Origin of the sequence: Streptomonospora mangrovi (assembly GCF_027604915.1) — a bacterium.
GTDB classification, from domain to species: Bacteria; Actinomycetota; Actinomycetes; order Streptosporangiales; family Streptosporangiaceae; genus Streptomonospora; species Streptomonospora mangrovi.
Map to the genome: position 1 here is coordinate 88,433 of NZ_JAJAQC010000019.1, position 21,229 is coordinate 109,661.

The 21,229-nt window shown below is 74.1% G+C and carries 18 protein-coding genes; 10 read left to right on the forward strand and 8 right to left on the reverse strand.

The genetic code is table 11. From position 1 onward, the window contains the following. The first annotated feature begins 36 nt into the window (after positions 1-36). Positions 37-819 carry a L,D-transpeptidase gene (locus tag LG943_RS13455; RefSeq protein WP_270072595.1) on the forward strand — a complete coding sequence of 261 codons (783 nt, stop codon included), beginning with the start codon at positions 37-39 and terminating at the stop codon, positions 817-819. 257 nt (positions 820-1,076) lie between these two features. Beyond that, the gene (locus LG943_RS13460) at positions 1,077-1,328 is read left to right on the forward strand and encodes a hypothetical protein (RefSeq protein WP_270072596.1); all 252 of its coding nucleotides are present in this window, start codon (positions 1,077-1,079) and stop codon (positions 1,326-1,328) included. A gap of 136 nt (positions 1,329-1,464) precedes the next feature. On the opposite strand, the gene LG943_RS13465 is transcribed toward LG943_RS13460, so the two are convergent. Further along, positions 1,465-2,745 (reverse strand): PP2C family protein-serine/threonine phosphatase, encoded by a 1,281-nt coding sequence (locus LG943_RS13465; RefSeq protein ID WP_270072597.1) that lies wholly within the window; start codon positions 2,743-2,745, stop codon positions 1,465-1,467. An 8-nt stretch (positions 2,746-2,753) separates the two neighbouring features. Next, complete coding sequence (locus LG943_RS13470; RefSeq protein ID WP_270072598.1) at positions 2,754-3,557, reverse strand: alpha/beta fold hydrolase; 804 nt, start codon at positions 3,555-3,557, stop codon at positions 2,754-2,756. A 402-nt stretch (positions 3,558-3,959) separates the two neighbouring features. Between LG943_RS13470 and LG943_RS13475 the strand changes: the two genes are divergently transcribed. The 3 genes from LG943_RS13475 to LG943_RS13485 all read left to right on the forward strand — a co-directional run bounded on the left by LG943_RS13475 (position 3,960) and on the right by LG943_RS13485 (position 8,812). Next, entirely contained in the window at positions 3,960-5,216 is a 1,257-nt protein-coding gene (locus LG943_RS13475) for a glycosyltransferase (protein WP_270072599.1), read from the forward strand. Further along, a complete protein-coding gene (locus LG943_RS13480) occupies positions 5,213-7,543 on the forward strand; it encodes an ArnT family glycosyltransferase (RefSeq protein WP_270072600.1) in 2,331 nt (776 codons plus the stop codon). Before LG943_RS13475 ends, LG943_RS13480 begins: the two co-directional genes overlap by 4 nt. 321 nt (positions 7,544-7,864) lie before the next feature. After that, positions 7,865-8,812, forward strand: coding sequence for an HNH endonuclease (locus LG943_RS13485; protein ID WP_270072601.1), 948 nt, complete (start codon positions 7,865-7,867; stop codon positions 8,810-8,812). 210 nt (positions 8,813-9,022) lie between these two features. Here the strand turns inward: LG943_RS13485 and trxA are convergent, their stop codons facing one another. The 6 genes from trxA to LG943_RS13515 all read right to left on the reverse strand — a co-directional run bounded on the left by trxA (position 9,023) and on the right by LG943_RS13515 (position 13,823). Beyond that, positions 9,023-9,370, reverse strand: a complete 348-nt coding sequence (trxA, locus tag LG943_RS13490; protein WP_270072602.1) for a thioredoxin — start codon at positions 9,368-9,370, stop codon at positions 9,023-9,025. After that, entirely contained in the window at positions 9,370-9,786 is a 417-nt protein-coding gene (locus LG943_RS13495; RefSeq protein WP_270072603.1) for a MerR family transcriptional regulator, read from the reverse strand. The genes trxA and LG943_RS13495 overlap by 1 nt, the downstream gene beginning before the upstream one ends. An 86-nt stretch (positions 9,787-9,872) precedes the next feature. Further along, complete coding sequence (locus tag LG943_RS13500; protein ID WP_270072604.1) at positions 9,873-10,406, reverse strand: DinB family protein; 534 nt, start codon at positions 10,404-10,406, stop codon at positions 9,873-9,875. 57 nt (positions 10,407-10,463) lie between these two features. Then, positions 10,464-11,249, reverse strand: coding sequence for a helical backbone metal receptor (locus LG943_RS13505; RefSeq protein WP_270072605.1), 786 nt, complete (start codon positions 11,247-11,249; stop codon positions 10,464-10,466). A gap of 71 nt (positions 11,250-11,320) precedes the next feature. Then, entirely contained in the window at positions 11,321-12,337 is a 1,017-nt protein-coding gene (locus tag LG943_RS13510) for an NADP-dependent oxidoreductase (protein WP_270072606.1), read from the reverse strand. A 277-nt stretch (positions 12,338-12,614) separates the two neighbouring features. Next, positions 12,615-13,823 (reverse strand): MFS transporter, encoded by a 1,209-nt coding sequence (locus LG943_RS13515; RefSeq protein WP_270072607.1) that lies wholly within the window; start codon positions 13,821-13,823, stop codon positions 12,615-12,617. A gap of 74 nt (positions 13,824-13,897) precedes the next feature. On the opposite strand from LG943_RS13515, the gene LG943_RS13520 reads away from it, so the two are divergent. From LG943_RS13520 to LG943_RS13540, 5 genes are all read left to right on the forward strand, one after another. Next, the gene (locus tag LG943_RS13520) at positions 13,898-14,482 is read left to right on the forward strand and encodes a TetR/AcrR family transcriptional regulator (protein WP_270072608.1); all 585 of its coding nucleotides are present in this window, start codon (positions 13,898-13,900) and stop codon (positions 14,480-14,482) included. Between the two features lie 462 nt (positions 14,483-14,944). Then, positions 14,945-16,816 carry a glycoside hydrolase family 3 protein gene (locus tag LG943_RS13525; protein WP_270072609.1) on the forward strand — a complete coding sequence of 624 codons (1,872 nt, stop codon included), beginning with the start codon at positions 14,945-14,947 and terminating at the stop codon, positions 16,814-16,816. A gap of 231 nt (positions 16,817-17,047) precedes the next feature. After that, positions 17,048-18,661 carry an ABC-F family ATP-binding cassette domain-containing protein gene (locus LG943_RS13530; RefSeq protein WP_270072610.1) on the forward strand — a complete coding sequence of 538 codons (1,614 nt, stop codon included), beginning with the start codon at positions 17,048-17,050 and terminating at the stop codon, positions 18,659-18,661. A 194-nt stretch (positions 18,662-18,855) separates the two neighbouring features. Next, a complete protein-coding gene (locus tag LG943_RS13535; protein WP_270072611.1) occupies positions 18,856-20,211 on the forward strand; it encodes a cellulase family glycosylhydrolase in 1,356 nt (451 codons plus the stop codon). A 226-nt stretch (positions 20,212-20,437) separates the two neighbouring features. Further along, positions 20,438-20,890, forward strand: a complete 453-nt coding sequence (locus LG943_RS13540) for a pyridoxamine 5'-phosphate oxidase family protein (RefSeq protein ID WP_270072612.1) — start codon at positions 20,438-20,440, stop codon at positions 20,888-20,890. Positions 20,891-21,229: the final 339 nt, after the last annotated feature.

Genomic DNA, 21,229 nt, shown 5'->3' on the forward strand with positions numbered 1-21,229 from the left:
GGCCGCCGCGGAACCGATGCCGGATGGACTCCCCTCATGTACCGACTTGCCTTCGCCGGCTCCGACGCCCGAACGGGCGCCCGCCGGCTCCTGGCGCCGCTCGCCGCGGCGGCCGTCCTGACCGCCCTCACCGCCTGCCAGTCCGCCCCGGCCGACGCGCCGGACGAGGGCGGCGGCGCGAACGAGGAGTCGGCGGCCGAGGCCCCGGCCGAGGGGGCCGCCACCGCCGAGATCGCCACCGTGGTCGGGGACGAGATCGAGATCTTCGCCGAGGAGGGCGGGGAGGAGGTCGCAGAGACGCTGGCCAGCCCCAACGACTTCGGTGCCGACCGCGCGTTCCTGGTGGAGCAGAACAGGGGCGAGTGGCTGGAGGTGCTGCTGCCCGTGCGGCCGAACGGGAGCACGGGCTGGGTGCGCAGTGCGGACGTCGAGTTGACGGGCACCGACTTCCGGCTGGAAGTCGACCCCGAGGCGTTCACGTTCACCGTCTTCGACGGCGGTGAAGAGGTCCGCTCGGGGCCGATCGGCACCGGGGAGAGCGAGACGCCCACCCCGCCCGGCCGGTACTACTTCACCGAACTGCTCCAGCCCTCCGACCCCGACGGCGACTACGGGGCCTACGCGTTCGGCCTCAGCGGGCACTCCGAGACGCTGGAGACGTTCGCCGGCGGCCCCGGCCAGCTCGCCGTGCACGGCACCAACGACCCCGATGCGCTGGGGCAGCGGATCAGCCACGGCTGCATCAGGGTCTCCAACGACGACATCACCTGGATGGCCGAGAACCTCCCGATCGGCACGCCGGTCGAGATCCTCGGCTGACACGGCGCCCGCCCCACCCTCCCCGGAGCGGGCACCCCGCGGGCCGCCGTCCATCCCGCTTCCCGATCCTCACCCGCCGCGATCCCCGCCGCCTCGCCCTCGCCCCGAATCCGCGGACCTCCCGTCCGGACCGGCGGAACCGACCGGGCCGCTGCACACCACACCGGCCGATCCGCGCCGCAACCCGGGCGCGGCATCCGCCGTCCTGAGCACGCCGTTGGGGCGTACTCCCGGAAACAACCATCGAAGGAACCACCATGAACCTCAAGAAGCTGCTGCTCGTGGCCGGCCTCAGTGCCTCCGCGCTGTTCGGCGCGGTCCCCGCCTACGCCAGCGACGTCCCGGCGCCCCCGGTGGCCGAGGAGCCCGCCCCGGCCGAGTCGTCCGACGCTGAGGCGTCCGCCACTGAGCAAGGGCTGATCGACCAGGACCTGGCTCGCCACCAGGAGCTGTTGGAGGAGGCGGGCGTGACCAACCCGCTGGTCGCCGATCCCAACTACACCGGCTGACCTGCGCCCCGTGCCGGGTGGCCGAGCGGGGCCGCCCGGCACCTCCCGGCGCGGGGCAGGGCGTACCGGCGGCCGCCCACCGCCGCGGCGGACCGGAAAGGTCCCGGCGGGTGGCGGCCGCCGCCGCACGTGGCCGCTACGCCTGGGCGGCCTCCCCGGCCCCGCGTGGGGCGGCCGGCACCCCCAGGCACAGCAGGGCGGTGTCGTCGCTCAGGCCCTCGCCGAACTCCTCCAGGAGGCGGACCAGGGCGCGCACCAGCTCCTGGGGGCCGGAACGGCCGTGGTCGGCGGTGAACGCGCGCAGGGCGTCCTCGCCGAACAGGTCGCGGTTGCCGCCGACGCGCGCCTCGGTGAGGCCGTCGGTGTAGAGGAGCAGGCTGTCGCCGGGCGCCAGCCGGGTGCGGGCGGTGGCGAACGGGGCGTCGGACAGGATGCCGACGATCAGCCCGCCCGGGGTCTCCAGCGGCCGCGCGCCGCCCTGCGCCCGCGCGACGACGGCCGGCGGGTGGCCGCCGCTGGCCAGGCGCACCTCGAAGCCGTCGCCGTCGCGGTCGAGCACACCGACCACGGCGGTGCAGTAGCGCGGGTCCCCGTCGGTGCCGCGCTCGGTGAGGGCGGCGTTGAGCACGGTCAGCGCCGCGGCCGGCTCGGTCTCGTAGAGGGCGGCCGTGCGCAGCGTGTAGCGGGCCAGAGAGGTCAGCGAGGCCGCTTCGGGACCCTTGCCGACCACGTCGCCGAGGAAGAACCCCCACCGGTCGGCGCCGAGGGGGAACAGGTCGTAGAAGTCGCCGCCCACCTGGTCGGGCGAGGCCGTGTGGTAGTGGGCGGCCGTCTCCAGACCCGGGATCTCGGGCAGCGTGTCCGGTAGCAGGCTCTGCTGGAGGACGGCCATCGCCTCCTGCAACCGCGCCCGGTCGGCCTCGGCCTGGCGCCGCGCCTCCTCGGCGGCCTTGCGGGCGCGCAGCAGTTCGGTCTCGTAGGCGCGCCGGTCGCGGGCGTCGGTGAGCGTGGTGCGGATCAGCAGCGGCTCGCCGTCCTCGGCGGTCTTGACGGTCGAGGTGACCAGGACCGGCCGCCGGGAGCCGTCGGCGGCGCGGATCTCCAGCGCGATCCCGTTGACCTCGCCGCGCATGCGCAGCAGCGGCGCGAAGTGGGTCTCGTGGTAGAGGCGGCCGCCGACCGTCAGCAGGTCGCTGAACCGCAGCCGGCCGACCACGTCGTCGCGGTCACGGCCCAGCCACGCCAGCAGCGTGGCGTTGACCTTGGCGATCGTGCCGTCCATGAGCGTGGACAGGTAGCCGCAGGGCGCGCTCTCGTAGAGTTCCTCGGCGCTGTCCTCCAGCAGCGACGTGAACGCCGCGTCGTCGGCCCCGCCGTCGCCGCCCCCGGTGTCGGCGGGCTCGGGCCCGCGGCTCACGCGCGCCATCACGCCAGGCCGCGGGCGAAGGCGGCGATCGCCTCGGCCGTGGCCTCCGGCGCGCTGAGCTGGGGGCAGTGGCCGGTGGCGTCCAGGGTGACCAGCCGGCTGCCGGGGATGGCGGCGTGCACGTAGGCGCCCACCTCGCGCGGCGCGATCACGTCCTCGGCGCACTCCAGGATCAGCGTCGGCACGGACACCGTCTGGAGGTCCCCGCGGCTGTCGGACAGGAACGTGGTGCGGGCGAACACGGCGGCGATGTCGGGATCGGTCGCGCAGAAGGAGCGCTCCAGCTCCGCGCCCAGTTCCGGCCGGTCCGGGTTGCCCATGATGACCGGCGCCATGGCGGCGGACCAGCCCAGGTAGTTGGAGTCCAGGGAGTCCAGCAGTTCGTCGATGTCGGCGGCGCTGAACCCGCCCCGGTAGCCCTCGTCGTCGATGTAGCAGGGCGAGGGGGTGACCATCGCCAGCGCACCGATGCGCTCCGGGGCGGCGGCCGCCGCGAGGACGCCCACCATCGCGCTCACCGAGTGGCCGACGAACACCGCGCCGGTGAGGTCGAGCGCCGCGCACACCTCGACCGCGTCGCGGGCGTAGCCGTCGAGCGCGCTGTAGCGATCGGCGCTCCACGCCGACAGGTCCGATCTCCCCGAGCCGACGTAGTCGAACCGGACGACGCGGAAGTCCCGTTCCAGCCGGGGCAGCACCAGGCGCCACAGGTTCTGGTCGCAGCCGAAGCCGTGCGCCAGGACCACGGTCGGCCCGTCGTTTCGGCCGGTCACGGCGACGTTGTTGCGGCTGAGGACGTCCATGCGCCGAATCCTCCCATGTGCCGCGCGCGGGATGGCCCCGCCCGCCGCGGCGGCGCGGAACCCGGGGACGGACGGCGTGCCCGGGGCGCGCATCCGCTCCTACCGCTATCCGGGTGCGGGGGTGCGACGCCGTGGGCTCGACCACACTTTCCGGGCGCCGGGCGCGGCCGGCCGCGCCCGGCGCGGACATGGGCGCGGCGCCGCCCGCCATCGGGCGCGCGGCCCGCCGGCCCCGGTGGCGCGGGCGGTCCGGCGTCCCCGAGGCGGCGGCGCACCGGCCCCCGGCGGCGCCGCCCGGCCGTGTGGGCGGCCCGGTTCCCAGGGTTCTGCCAGGTTTCTCCCGCAGACGCCCCACCTCTCTTCGGCTTCATGGGGTGAACCGAGTGAAGAGAGGTGAGGGAGATGACGGGGGTGGCAGAGGCGGCCGTCCGGCAGGAGGCCGGGGAGCGGCGCCGGACCGTGTGGGTCGACATCGTGATCCCGGTCTACAACGAGGAGCGGTCGCTGCCCGGGTGCCTGGAGGTGCTGTGCGCGCACCTGGCCGAGCGGATGCCGTTCCAGTGGTGCGTCACCGTTGTCGACAACGCCAGCACCGACCGCACCCTGGCCGTGGCCAACGAACTGGCCGCGGCGATGGACAAGGTGCGGGTGCTGCACCTGGACCGCAAGGGGCGCGGGCTGGCGCTGCGCACCGCGTGGGGCTACAGCGACGCCGACGTGGTGGTCTACATGGACGTGGACCTCTCGACCGGCCTGGACGCGCTACTCCCGCTGATCGCGCCGCTGGTCAACGGGCACTCTGACATCGCCATCGGCAGCCGCCTGGCGCCGGGCGCGCGGACCGTGCGCGGCGGCCGGCGCGAGCTGATCTCGCGGGCCTACAACGCGGTGATCCGCTGCACCCACGGCGCCCGGTTCTCCGACGCCCAGTGCGGGTTCAAGGCCGCGCGCACCGACGTCATCCGCCCGCTGCTTGGGCACGTGCGCGACGACGCGTGGTTCTTCGACACCGAACTGCTGCTGCTGGCCGAGCACAACGGGCTGCGGGTGCACGAGGTCCCCGTCGACTGGATCGAGGACGTCGACACCCGGGTCGACGTCGTGCGCACCGCGCTCGACGACCTCGCCGGGCTGGTGCGGGTGGCCCGCGCCAAGGCCACCGGCGCCGCTCGGGTACCCGGGCTGCCGCGCCGCCCCGCGCCCCGGCCGGCGCATCCGCAGGCCGTGCTCGCCCCGCCGCGCGGCGGGCTGACCTGGCAGTTGGTGTCGTTCGGGCTGATCGGCGCGGTGTCGACCGTGGCCACCGCGCTCCTCTACGCCCTGCTGCGCGCCTGGCTGCCGCCGCTGGCGGCCAACCTCGCCGCCCTGGTCGCCACGACCCTGTGGAACACCGAGGCCAACCGGCGCTACACGTTCACCCGCCCGGCGGGCGCGCGCGGGCGCGCCCACGTCCAGGGGCTGGTCGTGTTCGGCCTGTACTACGCGCTCACCTCGGGCGCGCTGCTGGCGCTGCACGCGCTCACCCCCGATCCCGCCCGATGGCTGGAGGTCGCCGTCCTCGTGGTGTCGTCCGTCGCCGGAACGGCGCTGCGCTTCGTGCTGCTGCGGTCGTGGGTGTTTCGCACCCGCGCCGCGTCCCCCAAGGAGGAGAACCGATGACCCACCGCACCGCGACCGCGCCCGCTCCGCGCGCGACCGCACCGCCCGCGCCGGCGGCCCGCCCGCCCTGGCGCCGCTGGCGGCCCTGGGCGCTGGCGGCGGTCTGCGGCCTGGCCGCGGCGCTGTACCTGTGGGGGATCGGCGGGTCGTGGGGCAACACCTACTACACCGCCGCCGTGAAGTCGATGTCGACCAGTTGGGAGAACTTCTTCTTCGGCAGCCTCGACGCCGCCGGAGTGGTGACGGTCGACAAGCCGCCGATGGCGCTGTGGGTGCAGGTCGCCTCGGTGAAGCTGCTGGGGTTCTCCAAGGTCGCCGTGCAGCTCCCCCAGGCCATCGCCGGGGTCGCCGCCGTGTTCCTGCTGCACCGCACGGTGCGGCGCTGGGCGGGCGAGAACGCCGCCCTGCTGGCGGCGCTGATCCTGGCGCTGACCCCGATCACCGTGGCCATCAACCGCATCAACAACCCCGACACGCTGCTGGTGCTGCTGGTCGTCGGCGCGGCCTACGCCATGACGCGGGCGGCCGAGGGGCCGCGCGCCACCGCCTGGACGGCCCTGGCGGCCTTCCTGGTGGGCTGCGGGTTCCTCACCAAGATGCTCCAGGCGTGGATGGTGCTGCCCGCGTTCGTGCCGGCCTACCTGATCGCGAGCCGGGCGCCGTGGCCGCGCAGGGCGCTGGACCTCGGCGTGGCCGGGGTGGTCCTGGTGGCGAGTTCGTTCTGGTGGGTGGCGCTGACCGCGCTGTGGCCCGCGCCCAAGCCCTACATCGGCGGCAGCACCGACGGCTCGGCCTGGGACCTGGTGTTCGGCTACAACGGCTTCGGCCGGATCTTCGGCGGCGGCGCGGGCGGGCCGGGCGGCGGCGCGCCCTCGGGCGCGGCGGAGGCGGCCGCCGGCACCGCGAGCGACGCCGCCCAAGGCATGCCCGGCGGGGGCGGCGGTCCGGGCGGCGGGTTTTCCGGCCAGGCCGGGATCCTGCGAATGTTCAACGACCAGCTCGCCGGCCAGATTAGCTGGCTGCTGCCGCTGTGCGGCCTGGTGCTGGCGGCGGTGGCGGTGTCGGCGGTGCTGCGGCGCCGCGCGGGCCGCCCGCTCGACCGGCGCGGCGCGGCGGGCTGGGTGCTGTGGGGCGGCTGGCTGGTCGTGGTCGGCCTGGTGCTCAGCTTCGCGCAGGGCACCATGCACCCCTACTACACCACCATGCTCGCCCCCGCGATCGCCGCCGTGGCCGGCGCCGGGCTGGTGCGGTTCTGGGCGTGGTACCGGCGCCCGGCGGGCCGCGCGTGGCTGCTGCTGCCGCTGGCGGTCCTGACCACCGCCGCCTGGTCGTCGGCGGTCGTCTGGCGTACACCGGAGTGGCACGTCTGGGCCGGGTACCTGGTGATCGGGCTCGCCGCGGTGGCGGTGGTCCTGCTGGTGGTGCAGCGGCTGGGCGGCCGACGCGGGCTGGCGCGGGCCGCGCTCGCGCTCGGCCTGGCGGCCGTGCTGGCGGTCCCGGCCGCGTGGTCGGGGCTGGCGGCGACGGCCGCCTCGGGGGCGATGAACGGCTCCAACCCCATGGCCGGCCCCGCCGACAGCATGGGCGGCGGCCCCGGCGGCATGGGCGGCATGGGCGGCGGCCAGGACGACCAGGATGAGGACGCCCAGGGCGGCAACTCCCAGGGCGGCGCCGCGGGGACGCCCCCGGGCGGTGCCCAGGGCGGCCCGCCGTCCGGGGGGTCGCAGGGCGCTTTCCCGCAGGGGCAGGCCCCCCAGGGCGCGGACCAGGCCGAGGGCGCGGCCGGCCAGGACGCCTCCTCCGGCGGGACGGGCGCGCCCGGCGGTCCGGGCGGCGGCGGGGCGTCGCTGACCGACGAGCAGAGCCGGATGCTGGCCTACGTCGCGGAGAACGCGGGCGAGGCCGCGGTCCCGCTCGCGGTGGAGGGCGGCGCCATGAGCGCGACGTCCTACATCATCAACTCCGACCTCGCGGTGGTCGGTATGGGCGGGTTCACCGGCTCCGACGACGCGCCCTCGGTCGAGCAGCTCGCCCAGTGGAAGGAGTCGGGCGACATCGGGTTCGTCCTGCTCGGCGGCGGCATGGGAGCGGGCGGCGGCGCGCCGGGCGGTGCGACCGCCGATGCCGACGAATCCGGCAGCGCGGCCACCGGTGACACCGGCGACGCGGCCGCGTCGGGCGGCGCGGACGGATCCCAGCCCGCCGCGGGCCCGATGGCCGGCGGCAGCCAGCGCCAGGAGTGGGTCCAGGAGAACTGCACCCTGGTCGACCCGTCGGCCTGGGGCGGATCCGACGACAGCGGCCTCCAGTTGTACGCCTGCGGCTGAGCCGCCGACCCGCCCACCCCGGCGGGGCCGCCCTCCGGAACCCTCCGGTCGGCGGCCCCGCCGCCCCGCGCACAGCAGCGGACCCCGCGCTCCCCCGCGCCCCTGGGAAGTCGCCATGTCGACATGCGGACAGGTCGCCATACCGGTTCCGAGCGTCCGAAACACCATCCCACGCCCCCGGCACGCGGTGCGCCCCCTCCGGGCCGGCGCCCCGCCCGGCCCGATCCGGCCACACCCGCCCCTTCCACCGGTGCGGGGCGGTGACACTACGCTGACCGGATGGGGTGGGCGGACATCACTGCGGAATCCGTTCTCCAGGCCATGGCCGAATGCGACCGCCTGGGGCGCGACACCTTCCTCAACCACTACGGGTACAAGCCCGCACGCGCCTACGTGGTGGTCCACCTGGGCCGGGAGTACGACTCCAAGGCGATCGTCGGCGTGGCGCACCGGTATGCCGGCGGCAGGGCCCTGCGGCCCGCGGAGTTCTCCGGCGGAGAGCAGACCGTGGGGCGGCGGCTGCGCGAACTGGGCTTCGACGTCCGCACGGAGCGCGAACCCGCCTGGGTGTGGGACGAACTGCTGCTGGCGTGCGGGCTGGTGGACGACCGCGGCTGGACGGGCCCTCCGGCGGACGACCCCGGGGTGCGCGCGCTGTCCGACCTCCTGCGGCGGCTGCGGATGTACCCGCCGGGCACGCGCGGGTCCGGGTTCCGCGGCGCGGCGGAGGTCGCGCGCGTCTGCGCCGACGCCGTGCGCGTGCGCACCGCGATGGAGGCCGGGCGGAGCGGCGGCGCCCGGATGCTGCGCGAGGTCGTGCGCCGCTTCGTGGACGACCCCGAGGCGACGCGCGGCGCCGTGCGCGAGATCCGGGAGTGGGCCGGGGACGACGAGGTGGCGGGCCTGGCGCCGGTGGACGAGGACGACTCGTGGGTGGAGTGGCCCAGTGCGGTCGAGGGCCACCTCCGGCTGCGGCTCCAGTACTCCCGGGAGCGGAGCCGGCCGCTGCGCAACGCCAAGGTGGAGTGGGCCCGCCGCCACGGCCTGCCCATCGCCTGCGAGGTGTGCGGGTTCGACTTCGGGCGCAGGTACGGGCCGCGCGGCGAGGGGTACATCGAGATCCACCACGTGGTCCCGCTGCACCACGCCGGCGCCGGCGAGAACACGCTGGACGACCTCGCGATGCTGTGCGCCAACTGCCACCGCATGATCCACGCCAAGCAGCCGTGGATCACCGTGGCCGAGCTGCGGGCCCTGGTCCGGGGCTAGCGCGGCCCCCGGGGCGGGGGGACATGTCGGTATGTCGGCGGGTCGGTTTGTCACCAGGGCCTCCTGGGGCGGCGGGAGTGGTGCACGCCCCAGTGTGCGGCCGGACCGGGCGGGGCCGCGTTGGTTGTCCACAGGCTGTGGAGGCCGTGGAGGCTGCGGGCGGGGGCGCCGGGCGCGGCCGGTGGGCCGGGCGCGGCGCCCCTGCGGGGGTCACTGGTCCGGCGCGTCGACCAGGTCGGCCAGGAGGCGGGACTTCGGGCGGGCGCCCACGACCACCCGCACCGGGCGGCCGCCGCGGAACAGCATCAGCGTCGGCAGCGACATCACCTGGTACTCGCGCGGGGTGAGCGGGTTCTCGTCGCTGTTCATCTTCACGACGGTCAGGGAGTCGGCGCGCTCGGCGGCGATCTCCTCCAGCACGGGCGCGATCATGTGGCACGGCGGGCACCACTCCGCCCAGAAATCCACCAGCACCGGCCCATCGGCGTTGAGGACGCGCTCCTCGAAGTCCGCGTCGGTGACCGCGGTGATCCGGCCGGACACATCCGTCTGTGGCATTACGGCTCCTCGTCGCCTGGGGTATCGCCGGGGAGCGGCCCGGTCATGTTGCACACGGCCGGCTGCCGCTCCAGCGCGTCGGTGAGCTTGACGACCAGGTCCGCCCGCACCGCCTTCAGCCGGTCGATGAAGGCGTCCACGTCGGCCAGCTTGCGGCGGTACACCTCGATCGAGTCGGGGCAGGAGTCGCCGGTCTCGTGCCCCGAGCGCAGGCACTCCACGAACGGCCGGGTGTCGTCGAGGCTGAACCCCACCGCCTGGAGGGTCAGGATCTCACTGACCAGGCGGTAGTCCTCCTCGTCGTAGTCCCGGTAGCCGTTGGCCGCGCGCCGCGCGCTCAGCAGGCCCTGGGACTCGTAGAACCGCAGCGCTCGGGTGGTGGTCCCGGCGCGTCTGGCGAGTTCACCGATGCGCATGCCTACGACGGTAGACCTTGACGTCAACGTCAAGGCAAGGCCGGCGGCGGAGCGGCCCGGCGCTCCGCCGCGCGCCGGGACGGGGTTCAGGACGGCTGCTTCGACGCCGCGCGTACCATCCGCAACTGACCGATCTCGGCGACGTTCTTCATCAGCTCGGCGTTGAGCCACGCCAGCGTGTGCCCCACGGTCATGTCCGGGTCTTCCTGCCAGGGGAAGCGCGCGGGGGCGTCCAGGTCGGCGTCCGCCAGATCCTCCAGCACCGACGCCCACTCCGCCCGCAGCCCGCGCAGCCACGCCACGCTCGCCTCGCCCGGCCCCGGCCACACGACGTCGTCGCGCTCCCGGGGCGGGCGGCCCTGCGCGTGGTCCAGCGCCACGCTCCACCACCAGCCGATGTGCCAGGTCACCCACGCGACGGTGGGCACGGGGACGGGATCGGGCTCGGTGTCGGACCAGTCGGGGCGCCAGGTGCCGGTGGCGTCCTGGCGCATCGTCCAGCAGATGTCGGCCGGCTCCCACAGGAAGTCGTCCGGCCCGAGCCGCTCCAGGTGGTACTCGAACAGGGACCAGGTCATGTCGAACTGCCAGCGCAGCAGTTCGCGTCGTGTTGTCGGCATGCGCGCCAGGCTTCCACGCGGGCCCGCGCGGCGGGAAGCGGTTTTCCCCCGCGCGGATCAGCGCGGCGGCCGGGGGCCGGCGGCCGCGCCGGGCAGGCCGCGCAGGCGCGCGTGCGCCTCGATGAGGGAGGGCCCGTACCAGGTCAGCAGCCGCCCGCTGACCAGCGCGGTCGGCACCCGGCCGAACGCCTCCGGCCCGTCGTCGCCGGAGAACGGGTAGGGCTCGTCCGGCAGCAGGACGAGGTCGACCCCGGCGCGCTCGATGTCGGCGAGGGCCACGCGGGGATAGCGGCCGGGTCCGTCGGCGAACGCGTTGGCCAGGCCGAGCCGGCCCACCAGGTCGCCGGTGAAGGTTCGGGCGCCCACCACCATCCACGGGTCGCGCCACACCGGCACCGCCACCCGCGCCCGCGCCGCCGGCGGCGGCCCCGCCCACAGCCGCGCGGCCGCCGCCAGCCAGCCGGGCACCGGCCGGTCCAGGGCGGTGGTGACAAGCCGCTCCAGCGAGGCCAGCGCCTGGGGCACGGACTCGGTCACGGTCACCCACACCGGGATCCCCGCCTCGCGCAGCCGCCGGACGTCGAGGGCGCGGTTCTCCTCCTTATTGGCGACCACGAGGTCGGGGCGCAGCGCGGCGACGGCGGCGCGGTCGGGGTTCTTCGTCCCGCGCACCCGGGCGACGGCCAGGCCGGGCGGGTGCGAGCACCAGTCGGTGGCGCCCACCAGCACCTCGGGCCGGGTGCACGCGATCGCCTCGGTCAGGGACGGCACCAGCGACACCACGCGCGCCACGGGCCCGGGGACGTCGACGGGGTACCCCATGTCGTCGCGCGGCACCGCCATCCGCGTCCCTCCTCGCACCGCACCGGGCGGTCCGCCCCCGCGCCGGTGCCGGGAGCGCGCCGCCCCCGGGGTCAGTCGGCGAGGTGGACCAGCATCTTGCCGATGTTCTCGCCGCGCAGCATGCCCAGAAACGCCTCGGGGGCGGCGTCGATCCCCTCGCGCACGGTCTCCTCGGTGCGCAGGCTCCCGTCGGCCAGCCACGCGCTCGCCCGCCGCGTGTACTCGGGGACGAGGTGGGTGTAGGACCCCACGAGCATCCCGCGCAGCGACAGCTCCCGCTTGACCGCCAGGAACAGGTTGCTCGGCCCGGGGACGGGTTCGGTGGCGTTGTAGACGCTGATGGCGCCGACCAGGGCGAACCGCCCGCCGGTGCGGGCGGCGCCGAGGGCCGCCTCCAGGTGGTCGCCGCCCACGTTGTCGAGGTAGACGTCGATGCCGTCGGGCGCGGCCTTGGCGAGCTGGTCGGCGACGGGACCCGCCTTGTAGTCGATGGCGGCGTCGAAGCCGAAGTCCTCCAGCAGCATCGCGGTCTTGCGCGGGCCCCCGGCCGACCCGATGACCCGCGAGGCGCCGAGCTTGCGCGCGATCTGCCCGGCGACGCTGCCGACCGCGCCGGCGGCGGCCGACACGAACACGACGTCGCCCTCGCGCACCGGCGCGACCTCGACCAGGGAGGCGTAGGCGGTGAGGCCGGTGGAGCCGAGCGGGCCCAGGTAGGCCCGCGCGGGCGCGGTGTCGGCGTCCACGACGGTCGCGGAGGCGGCGTCGAGCACGGCGTACTCCCGCCAGCCGAGGAAGTGGGAGACGGTCGCCCCGACCGGCACGGAGTCCGCCCGGGAGGCGACGACCTCGCCGACGGCGCCGCCGGTCATGGCCTCGCCGAGCTTGAACGGCGGGATGTAGGACTCGACGTCGTCCATCCGGCCGCGCATGTAGGGGTCGACCGACATCCACGTGTTGCGGACGAGGACCTGCCCCTCACCGGGCTCGGGAACCGGAACCTCGGCGATCTCGAAGTCGGCGAGCGTCGGCTCCCCCTTCGGCCGCGAAGCCAACCGGACCTCGCGCCCCGTGCTCTCCCCCGCCATGGCATGCCTCCTAGAACTGCGGTGATACGTGGAACCCCTGTCGGCCACCACCTACCCGACCCGGAAGCGGCCCAACACGTTCCTAACCTCACAGCGGGGCGGAGAAGGGACGGTTGGGGCGGCCTGTCCGCACATCCCCAAATCGACAAGAAGACGTGCGGACAGGCCGACAAGGAAGCAGACTTGATGAGATGTCGGCGAAGACGGGAAAACCAGGGCCACGGTAGCCAAGACCCGCAGGTCATTAAGGTGCTCCCCGCACGCGCGGGGATTGGTCTCACCGGCTCTCCGTCCGGGCTACCGCACCCCTCGACGTCAGGGCTCCGACTGCCAGGGCCAGCCCCATCGAAAGAGCCGCCGCCACCGGGAGAACGCCCGCGCCCGCTGACAGGGCGGCTCCGCCGGCCGCGCCGCCCGCCGCCGCGCCGACGTAGACCGACGCGCTGTGCACCGCCATCGCCTGCGTCGCCGCCTCGGTGCCGGTCCGGGACAGCATCAGCGCCTGGAGGGTCGGCGGGATGGCCCACGCGGCGGCCGACCAGGCGACCAGGAGCGCCGCCGCGAGCGCCACCGGGACCGGGCGCACGAGCCACAGCCCGGCGAGCGCCGCCATCGCGGCGCAGAACAGGGCGCCCGTCGCGAAGAAGGTCGGAAGCGCGCCGAAGCGGTCGACCAGGCGGCCGGCCGCCTGCGTGCCCGCCAGCCCGCCGAGCCCCGCGCACACCAGCAGGAAGGCCAGCAGCCTCGGCCCCACGTCGGCGATCCCGCTCAGCAGCACCGAGATGTAGGTCTGGAACGCCAGGTTGCCCGCCACCGCTAGCACGGTCACCGCCAGCACCCCCGCCACGGCCGTGTTCAGCATCGGCCGGACCAGTTCCGCCGGCGTCGGCGCCGCCTCGCCCGCCGCGCGCTCCCGGCTCTCCCGGGGCAGGAACCGCGCCGCCAGGAGCAGGGCCGCCGCGCCGAGCAGGCCGCCGAACACGAACGTCGCGCGCCACCCGAAGGCCGCGCCGATCCAGGTGCCCGCCGGTACGCCGATGAGGATCGCGCCGGTGAGCCCGGTCATCACCGTCGCCAGGTAGCGCCCCTTGCGGTCGGCCGGCGCCGCGCGGCCCGCCACCGCCAGGGCCGTCGGCAGGACGACGGCCGCCGCCAGCGCGGCCACCACCCGCAGTGCCATCAGCGGCCAGTAGCCGTCCACGGCGAGCACGGCGAAGTTGGCCGCCGTGAAGACGGCCAGCGCCCACATCAGCAGCGCGCCGCGGGGCACCCGCGCCAGCGCGACCGCCCACACCGGTGCCATGAGGGCGTAGATCAGCGAGTACGCCGTGACCAGTTGCCCGGCGGCGGCCTCGGAGACGTGCGTGTCCGACGCTATCGCCGCGAGCACTCCGATGATCACGAAGTCGTCGGTCTGCACCGCGAAGGCGGCGAGCGCGAGCGCGCCCAGCCACAGAGGCGGGCGGGAGGAGGAAGAAGTCGACATGCGATTAGGGTAACAAGTGTTTCCCTAATAGGTGTGCCAAAGTGTCCTCGGCAGGAGACGGGGAGGTGCCGCACGTGGCCAGGACCGCCGACCCTCAGCGGCGCCGCGCGGTGGTCGACGCCGTGATCGAGCAGCTCGCGCGCACCGGCGTCGCCGACTTCACCCTGCGCGGGCTCGCCGAGGGCCTGGGGCAGAGCACTCGGGTGCTCACCCACCACTTCGCCGACAAGAACGCGCTGCTCGTCGCCGTTCTGGAGCGGCTGGACGAGCGCCAGCACACGGCCCTGCGCGCCACTCCCGGATGGGACGACCCGGCGGTGGGCGTCGGCTCGATCGTCGAGGACGCCTGGCATCGCAACCTCGGCCCCGGCGAACTGGCCATGACCCGCCTCATCCGCGAGATCGAGGGGCTGGCCGCCGCCGGGCGCCTCCCCGTGCCCGTGCCCGGCTTCGTGCGCGGGCGCGCCGAGTTCGTCGGCACTTGCCTGGTGCGGCGCGGCATGCCCGAGGACGAGGCGCGCACCACGGCCACCCTGCTCAACGCGGCCTACGCCGGGCTGGAGACCGACTACCTGAGCACCGGCGACCGCGAGCGGGCCGAGGCGGCGCTGCGGGACCTGTGCGCGTGGGTCGACGCCCGCGTGGACGCCGCGCGCTGAGGCGGATCCGCGTCGGCGGGGCCTGAACCCGCGCGTGATCGTGATGGGGCTCGTGGAGCGGTTGCGTGTCGAGGAACCGGCATGGCGGCGTGCCGCCATGCCGACATGTCGATTCCGGTCGGGCCGTTGGGGGAGCCGGATCCGGCCGGTTCTCGGTTGCCCGCCGAAACCCGGTTGACCTGCGGTTCGGCGCGTTGCTTGCTCTCGGGGAGCGTTCCCAGTACCTCTCGTTGCGGGTCCGCGTCCCGAGGACCGCCGGTCGGCGAGGGGTACCGCTCGCGCGTCATCCACAGGGCTGTGGACTTCTTGACGCTTCCGTGAACACCTATTTACCGTTAAGTCACTTCATGGATTTGAGTGATCACGGAGAGAGAGGTGATCGCCCGTCGGGGCAATCGCGCCGGGGGTGGGGCCGCCGGGCTTTCGCAGCGCCGCAGCAGGCGCATCACAAGGAGGTTGACGATGGCAGGTCCCCATACCCGATCCGCGAGACCCCGCAGGTCGGGGCCGCTCGCCGCGGCGTGCACGCTCGCCGCGGCCGCGCTCGCGCTGCCCCTCATCACGGCGGCGGCGCCCACGGCCGCGGCCGCGCCGCGCTGCACCTCCACCGAGGACTGCCTGGCGCGCATGACCCTCGCCGAGAAGGCCGGCCAGATGACCCAGGTCGACCACGTCCACGTCATGGACGACAAGGACGACCTCGCCGAGTACGGCATCGGCTCCCTCCTCTCGGGCGGCGGCAGCGGCCCCGGCGGGCAGCCCGGCGGCACCGCCCAGGACTGGGCCGACATGTACGACGACTACCAGCGGCACGCCATGCAAAGCCGGCTGGGCATCCCGCTGATCTACGGCATCGACGCCGTCCACGGCCACAACAGCGTCGAGGGCGCCACGGTCTTCCCGCACAACATCGGCCTGGGCGCCACCCGCGACGCCCGCCTGGTCGAGCGGGTGCAGGACATCACCCGCCGCGAGGTCCTGGGCACCGGCATCGACTGGACGTTCGCCCCGGCCGTCAGCGTGCCGCGCGACGACCGCTGGGGCCGCACCTACGAGGGCTTCGGCGAGGTCCCCTCGATCGTCAAACCGCTGGCCGCGGCCTCGGTTCGCGGCCTCCAGGGCGACCGGCTCGGCCCCGACGGCGTCGCCGCCACCGCCAAGCACTACGTCGCCGACGGCGGCACCACCTGGGGCACCGGCGACAACAACTACCAGATCGACCAGGGCGACGCCCGGCTGACCGAGTCCGAACTCCGCGAGATCCACCTGCCGCCCTACCGCAGCGCCGTCAAGGCCGGCGTCGCCTCGGTCATGGTGTCCTACAGCAGTTGGAACGGCCTGAAGATGCACGAGCACGACTACCTGCTCAACGACGTGCTCAAGGGCGAACTCGGGTTCAAGGGCGTGGTGATCTCCGACTACGCCGGCGTCCGCCAGGTCGAGGGCGACTCCTACGCCGAGCAGTTGCGCAAGTCCATCAACGCCGGCGTCGACATGATCATGGTGCCCGACGACTACCGGCTCAACATCGAGACCATCGTCAGCGAGGTCGAGGCCGGGCGCATCAGCGAGGCCCGCGTCGACGACGCCGTCCGCCGCATCCTCGACCTGAAGTTCCAGCAGGACCTGTTCGCGCGGCCCTTCACCGACCGCTCCCACACCGACGACGTCGGCTCCGCCCGGCACCGCGCCGTGGCGCGCGACGCGGTCGGCCGGTCGCAGGTGCTGCTGAAGGACGACGGCGTGCTGCCGCTGTCGGCCCGCGACGGCGCCGACATCGTGGTGGGCGGCCGCACCGCCGACGACCTCGGCAACCAGCTCGGCGGCTGGTCCATCTCCTGGCAGGGCCAGAGCGGCGACATCACCGAAGGCACCACCTTCTGGGAGGCCGTCCAGGCCGAGACCGCCGGCACCGCCACCGACCTGGAGTACGTCGGCACCGACACCGGCGGCGACTACTCCGGCGACATCGGCATCTGGGTGGGCGGCGAGACCCCCTACGCCGAGGGCCGCGGCGACAGCGCCACCCTGGCCCTCAGCGACCTCGACAAGCGCAACCTGCGCGAGATCTGCGACCGCACCGAGGTCTGCGTGGCGCTGCTGGTATCGGGGCGCCCGCTCGTCATCAACGACGAACTGCGCACCGCCGACGCGTTCGTCGCCTCGTGGCTGCCGGGCACCGAGGGCGCCGGCATGACCGACGTCCTCTTCGGCCGCCGGCCGTTCAGCGGGAAGCTGCCCGTCACCTGGCCGGCCTCGGTCGACCAGGAGCCGATCAACAAGGGCGACGGCCAGAAGCCGCTGTTCCCGGTGGGCCACGGCCTTACCGGGTAGTCCCCGCGCGGGCCGCGCCGAGCACCGGTGCGGCCCGCGCTCCGGTCGCATAACGCGATAGGTGTTGCGTTAATGGGGGAGCGTGTGGCACACTGAGCGTGCGGCACCGCGCCGCCGGCGACTGGCAACCGCCGTCAACCGACAAGGAGGACCCCACGTTGCGCCTGTTCAACGGGACCGCGCTGGTCGACACCCGTTCGTTCATCGGGCACAACACTCCTGGGGACCCACTTGTCACACTCCATCGTCTGCACCGACCTCTCCTTCGACTGGGCTGACGGCACCGCCGTCTTCAGCGGCCTCAACGCCGCCTTCGACCGCGGCCGCACCGGCCTGATCGGCCGCAACGGGTCCGGTAAGTCCACGCTGCTCAAGCTCGTCACCGGGCAGCTCACCCCCGACTCCGGCACCATCACCACCGCCGGCGACGTCGGCTACCTCGACCAGCGGCTCACTCTCGACACCGGCCAGACCGTCGCCGAACTCCTCGGCATCGCCGAGACCCGCGCGGCCCTGCGCGCCATCGAGGCCGGCGACGCCTCCGAGGCCAACTTCACCGCCGTCGGCGACGACTGGGACATCGAGGAGCGCGCCGTCGCCGAACTCGCGCGGTTCGGCATCGCCCTCGACCCCTCCGCGTCGGGCGACCCGCTCGACCGCACCGTCGGCACCCTCTCGGGAGGCGAGGCGGTGCTCACCGGGCTGGCCGGCCTGCTGCTGCGCCGGCCCGCCATCACCCTGCTGGACGAACCCACCAACAACCTCGACCGCCGCGCGCGCGGCCTGCTCTACGAGGCCGTCGACTCCTGGCGCGGGGTGCTCGTGGTCGTCAGCCACGACCGCGAACTCCTCGAACGCGTCGACCAGATCGCCGAACTCCGCGACGGCCGGCTGCGCACGTGGGGCGGCAACTACACCGCCTACACCGAGCAGCTCGCCGCCGAGCAGGAGGCCGCCCAGCGCATGGTCCGCGCCGCCGAGGCCGAGGTCCGCCGCGAGAAGCGCCAGCTCGTCGAGGCCCGCACCAAGCTCGACCGCCGGCTCCGCTACGGCAACAAGATGTATGAGTCCAAGCGCGAGCCCAAGATCGTCATGAACGCCCGCAAGCGCGAGGCCCAGGTCTCGGCGGGCAAGCACCGCATCATGCAGACCGAGAAGGTCGAGGAGGCCGAACAGGCGCTGGCGGAGTCCGAGGCCGCCGTCCGCGACGACGACCGCATCCGGATCTCGCTGCCCGACACCGACGTCCCCGCCGGGCGCGACGTGCTCCAGCTCGCCACCCCCGAGGGCACCCTCTACGTGCGCGGACCCGAGCGCATCGCCCTCGTCGGCGACAACGGCAGCGGCAAGACCACCCTGCTGCGGGCGATCACCGGCGGCGCCGACCACCCGGTCGTGCGGGTCGTCCGCTCCACCGACCGCATCGGCTACCTGCCCCAGCGCCTGGACATCCTCGACGACCGGCTCAGCGTCATGGACAACGTCCGCGCCGCCGCGCCCTCGGCCACCCCCCACGAGGTCCGCGCCAACCTCGCCCGCTTCCTCATCCGGGGCGACCGCGTGGGCCAGGCCGCCGGGGAGCTGTCGGGCGGCGAGCGCTTCCGCGTCTCCCTGGCGTGCCTGCTGCTGGCCGACCCGCCGCCCCACCTGCTGGTCCTGGACGAACCCACCAACAACCTCGACCTCGACAGCGTGCGCCAGCTCACCGACGCGCTGGCCGCCTACCGGGGCGCGCTGCTGGTGGCCGGGCACGACACCGCGTTCCTCGCCGACATCGGCGTCACGCGCTGGTGGCGGGTCGAACGCGGCCGGGCACCGTTCGACACCGAGCCCCTCCAGGGCTGAGCCCGCGCGCTCCCGCGCCGTCCCACGGCGGCGCGGGAGCGCCCGGTGTTTCTAACTTCAGCAGTTGAGTGAACAAAGTCACGTCGCTTATAGTTGCGATGGCGCTCCAGGGGGAAGCCGTCCGGCCGGCCGGTACGTCCGTTCACGTTCCGGGTCCACGACCCGTGACGACATCCACCTTGAGGAAACGACCCATGCGTACACGCCTCGCCATCACCGCGTCGGCGGTGGCCACCCTCTTACTCTCCTTGCTCCTCGTCGTCCAGCCGGCCCACGCCGAGACCGGGTTCGAGATCCGCGACGGCCGCCTCGTCGACGCCAACGGCAACGACTTCGTCTTCCGCGGGGTCAACCACCCCCACGCCTGGTACACCGGCGAGACCGAGTCCTTCGCCGAGATCGCCGACCTCGGGGCCAACTCCGTGCGGGTGGTCCTGAGCAGCGGCCACCGCTGGACCCGCACCGAGGCCGCCGACCTCGCCAACGTCATCTCCGAGTGCAAGGCCAACAAGCTGATCTGCGTGCTGGAGGTCCACGACACCACCGGCTACGGCGAGGAAGGCGCCGCGGCCAGCCTCGACCAGGCGGTGGACTACTGGATCGACATGCAGGACGTCCTGGCCGGCCAGGAGCCCTACGTGCTGATCAACATCGGCAACGAGCCGTGGGGCAACACCGACTACCAGCAGTGGACCGGCGCCACCACCCAGGCGATCGACCGCCTGCGCGACGCCGGGTTCGACCACACCATCGTGGTCGACGCGCCCAACTGGGGCCAGGACTGGTCGTTCACCATGCGCGACAACGCCCAGCAGATCTTCCAGAGCGACCCGGCGGCCAACCTCATCTTCGACGTGCACATGTACGGCGTCTACGACACCGCCGCCGAGATCCAGAGCTACCTGAACTCCTACGTCAACGCCGGCCTGCCGATCATGGTCGGCGAGTTCGGCCACAACCACAGCGACGGCAACCCCGACGAGGACGCCATCCTCGCCACCGCCGAGGACCTGGGGATCGGCTACCTGGGCTGGTCCTACAGCGGCAACGGCGGCGGGGTGGAGTACCTCGACCTGGTCGACGACTTCAATCCCGACAGCCTGACCTCCTGGGGCGAGCGGCTGTTCAACGGCCCCAACGGGATCGTGGAGACCGCCGAGACCGCCAGCGTCTACGGCTCGGACCCCGACCCCTCGCCCTCGCCCGACCCCAGCCCCTCACCGGACCCCAGCCCCTCGCCTGACCCGGAGGGCGGCTGCACCGCCGCCTACGAGGTCGTCAACCAGTGGGGCGGCGGCTTCCAGGGCGAGGTCGAGGTCACGGCGGCCGAGGACATCGACGGCTGGCAGGTCACCTGGACCTTCGCCAACGGCCAGCGCGTCAGCCAGGCGTGGAACGCCGACGTCACCTCCAGCGGCGCCACCGTCACCGCGGTGAACAAGAGCTACAACGGCGACCTCTCCGCGGGCCAGAGCGCGTCCTTCGGGTTCACCGGCACCCACAGCGGCACCAACGCCGCGCCGGTGCCCACCTGCACCCCGCGCGGCTGACCGCACACCGCCCTCCCCAGGGCGGCACCGGCCCGGCGGACACGTCCGCGCGTTCTGGGAGCGCTCCCGGAACGACGCGCGGCGGCCCGCCGGGCCACCCGCTTGCCACCCGCTTTGCCGGGCTCCACCGATCTCCTCGGGCCTCCCCGGGCCTCCACCGGACCCCGGGCGTGCGCGGCCGTCGGCGCCGTGGCAGGCTGGGCGCCCACACCGGAGGAGGACGACCGTGACCGCAGTACAGCCGCCCCGCCCGCTCCCGCAGCGCAAGCAGGACACCCTCGACCGGCTCGCCGCCGACGTCGACCTGTGGGTGGCCACCGCGCAGGACGGCCAGCCCTACCTGGTGCCGCTGTCCTTCCTCTGGGACGGTGAGACGCTGCTGCTGGCCACGCCCATCACCAGCCCGACCGGCCGCGGCCTCGCGGAGGGCGGGCGGGTCCGGCTCGGCCTCGGCCCCACCCGCGACGTCGTCATGGTCGAGGGGACCGTGGAGGTGCACACGGCCGCGGAACTGCCCGACGCGACCCTCGACGCCTTCGCCGAGAAGACCGGCTTCGACCCGCGCGCGCTCGCCTCCTACCGCTACTTCCGCGTGCGCCCGCTCCGCGTCCAGGCGTGGCGCGAGGTCAACGAGCTTCCCGACCGGGACCTCATGCGCGAGGGCACCTGGCTCGGCTGAGCCGCCGCGGGGATCCGCCGACTGGGCCGCGTGCCGGCATGGCCGGATGCCGACATGCGGACCTGCCGATATGCGGCTGTACGGCTGTACGGCTGTGTCGCTACACCGCCATGCCGACCCGGTCGCCCGTCGGTCCGTCGATCCGTTGACACCTTCGCCGCTCGTGTCGATGCCCGCCCGGCCTGGAGCACGCGCCGGACGGTTCATGCGGACAGCGGGCAAAAACACCTTTCCGGCATTTTTCGTTCCGCCCGCAAGGCCGGAAATCGCTGCAAGAACACGGCGATGGATCTCACGTGCGGGCCGCTTCGATTCCGCGAAATACCGGTCCGACGTTCG

Excerpts from the sequence above, each read along its gene's own strand:
- LG943_RS13500 (WP_270072604.1), bottom strand. The coding sequence starts at position 10,406 with ATGCCGACAACACGACGCGAACTGCTGCGCTGGCAGTTCGACATGACC.
- LG943_RS13510 (WP_270072606.1), bottom strand. The coding sequence starts at position 12,337 with ATGGCGGGGGAGAGCACGGGGCGCGAGGTCCGGTTGGCTTCGCGGCCG.
- LG943_RS13475 (WP_270072599.1), top strand. The coding sequence starts at position 3,960 with ATGACGGGGGTGGCAGAGGCGGCCGTCCGGCAGGAGGCCGGGGAGCGG.
- LG943_RS13455 (WP_270072595.1), top strand. The coding sequence starts at position 37 with ATGTACCGACTTGCCTTCGCCGGCTCCGACGCCCGAACGGGCGCCCGC.
- LG943_RS13535 (WP_270072611.1), top strand. The coding sequence starts at position 18,856 with ATGCGTACACGCCTCGCCATCACCGCGTCGGCGGTGGCCACCCTCTTA.
- LG943_RS13525 (WP_270072609.1), top strand. The coding sequence starts at position 14,945 with ATGGCAGGTCCCCATACCCGATCCGCGAGACCCCGCAGGTCGGGGCCG.
- LG943_RS13495 (WP_270072603.1), bottom strand. The coding sequence starts at position 9,786 with ATGCGCATCGGTGAACTCGCCAGACGCGCCGGGACCACCACCCGAGCG.
- LG943_RS13505 (WP_270072605.1), bottom strand. The coding sequence starts at position 11,249 with ATGGCGGTGCCGCGCGACGACATGGGGTACCCCGTCGACGTCCCCGGG.
- LG943_RS13460 (WP_270072596.1), top strand. The coding sequence starts at position 1,077 with ATGAACCTCAAGAAGCTGCTGCTCGTGGCCGGCCTCAGTGCCTCCGCG.
- trxA (WP_270072602.1), bottom strand. The coding sequence starts at position 9,370 with ATGCCACAGACGGATGTGTCCGGCCGGATCACCGCGGTCACCGACGCG.
- LG943_RS13470 (WP_270072598.1), bottom strand. The coding sequence starts at position 3,557 with ATGGACGTCCTCAGCCGCAACAACGTCGCCGTGACCGGCCGAAACGAC.
- LG943_RS13480 (WP_270072600.1), top strand. The coding sequence starts at position 5,213 with ATGACCCACCGCACCGCGACCGCGCCCGCTCCGCGCGCGACCGCACCG.
- LG943_RS13485 (WP_270072601.1), top strand. The coding sequence starts at position 7,865 with ATGGCCGAATGCGACCGCCTGGGGCGCGACACCTTCCTCAACCACTAC.
- LG943_RS13515 (WP_270072607.1), bottom strand. The coding sequence starts at position 13,823 with ATGTCGACTTCTTCCTCCTCCCGCCCGCCTCTGTGGCTGGGCGCGCTC.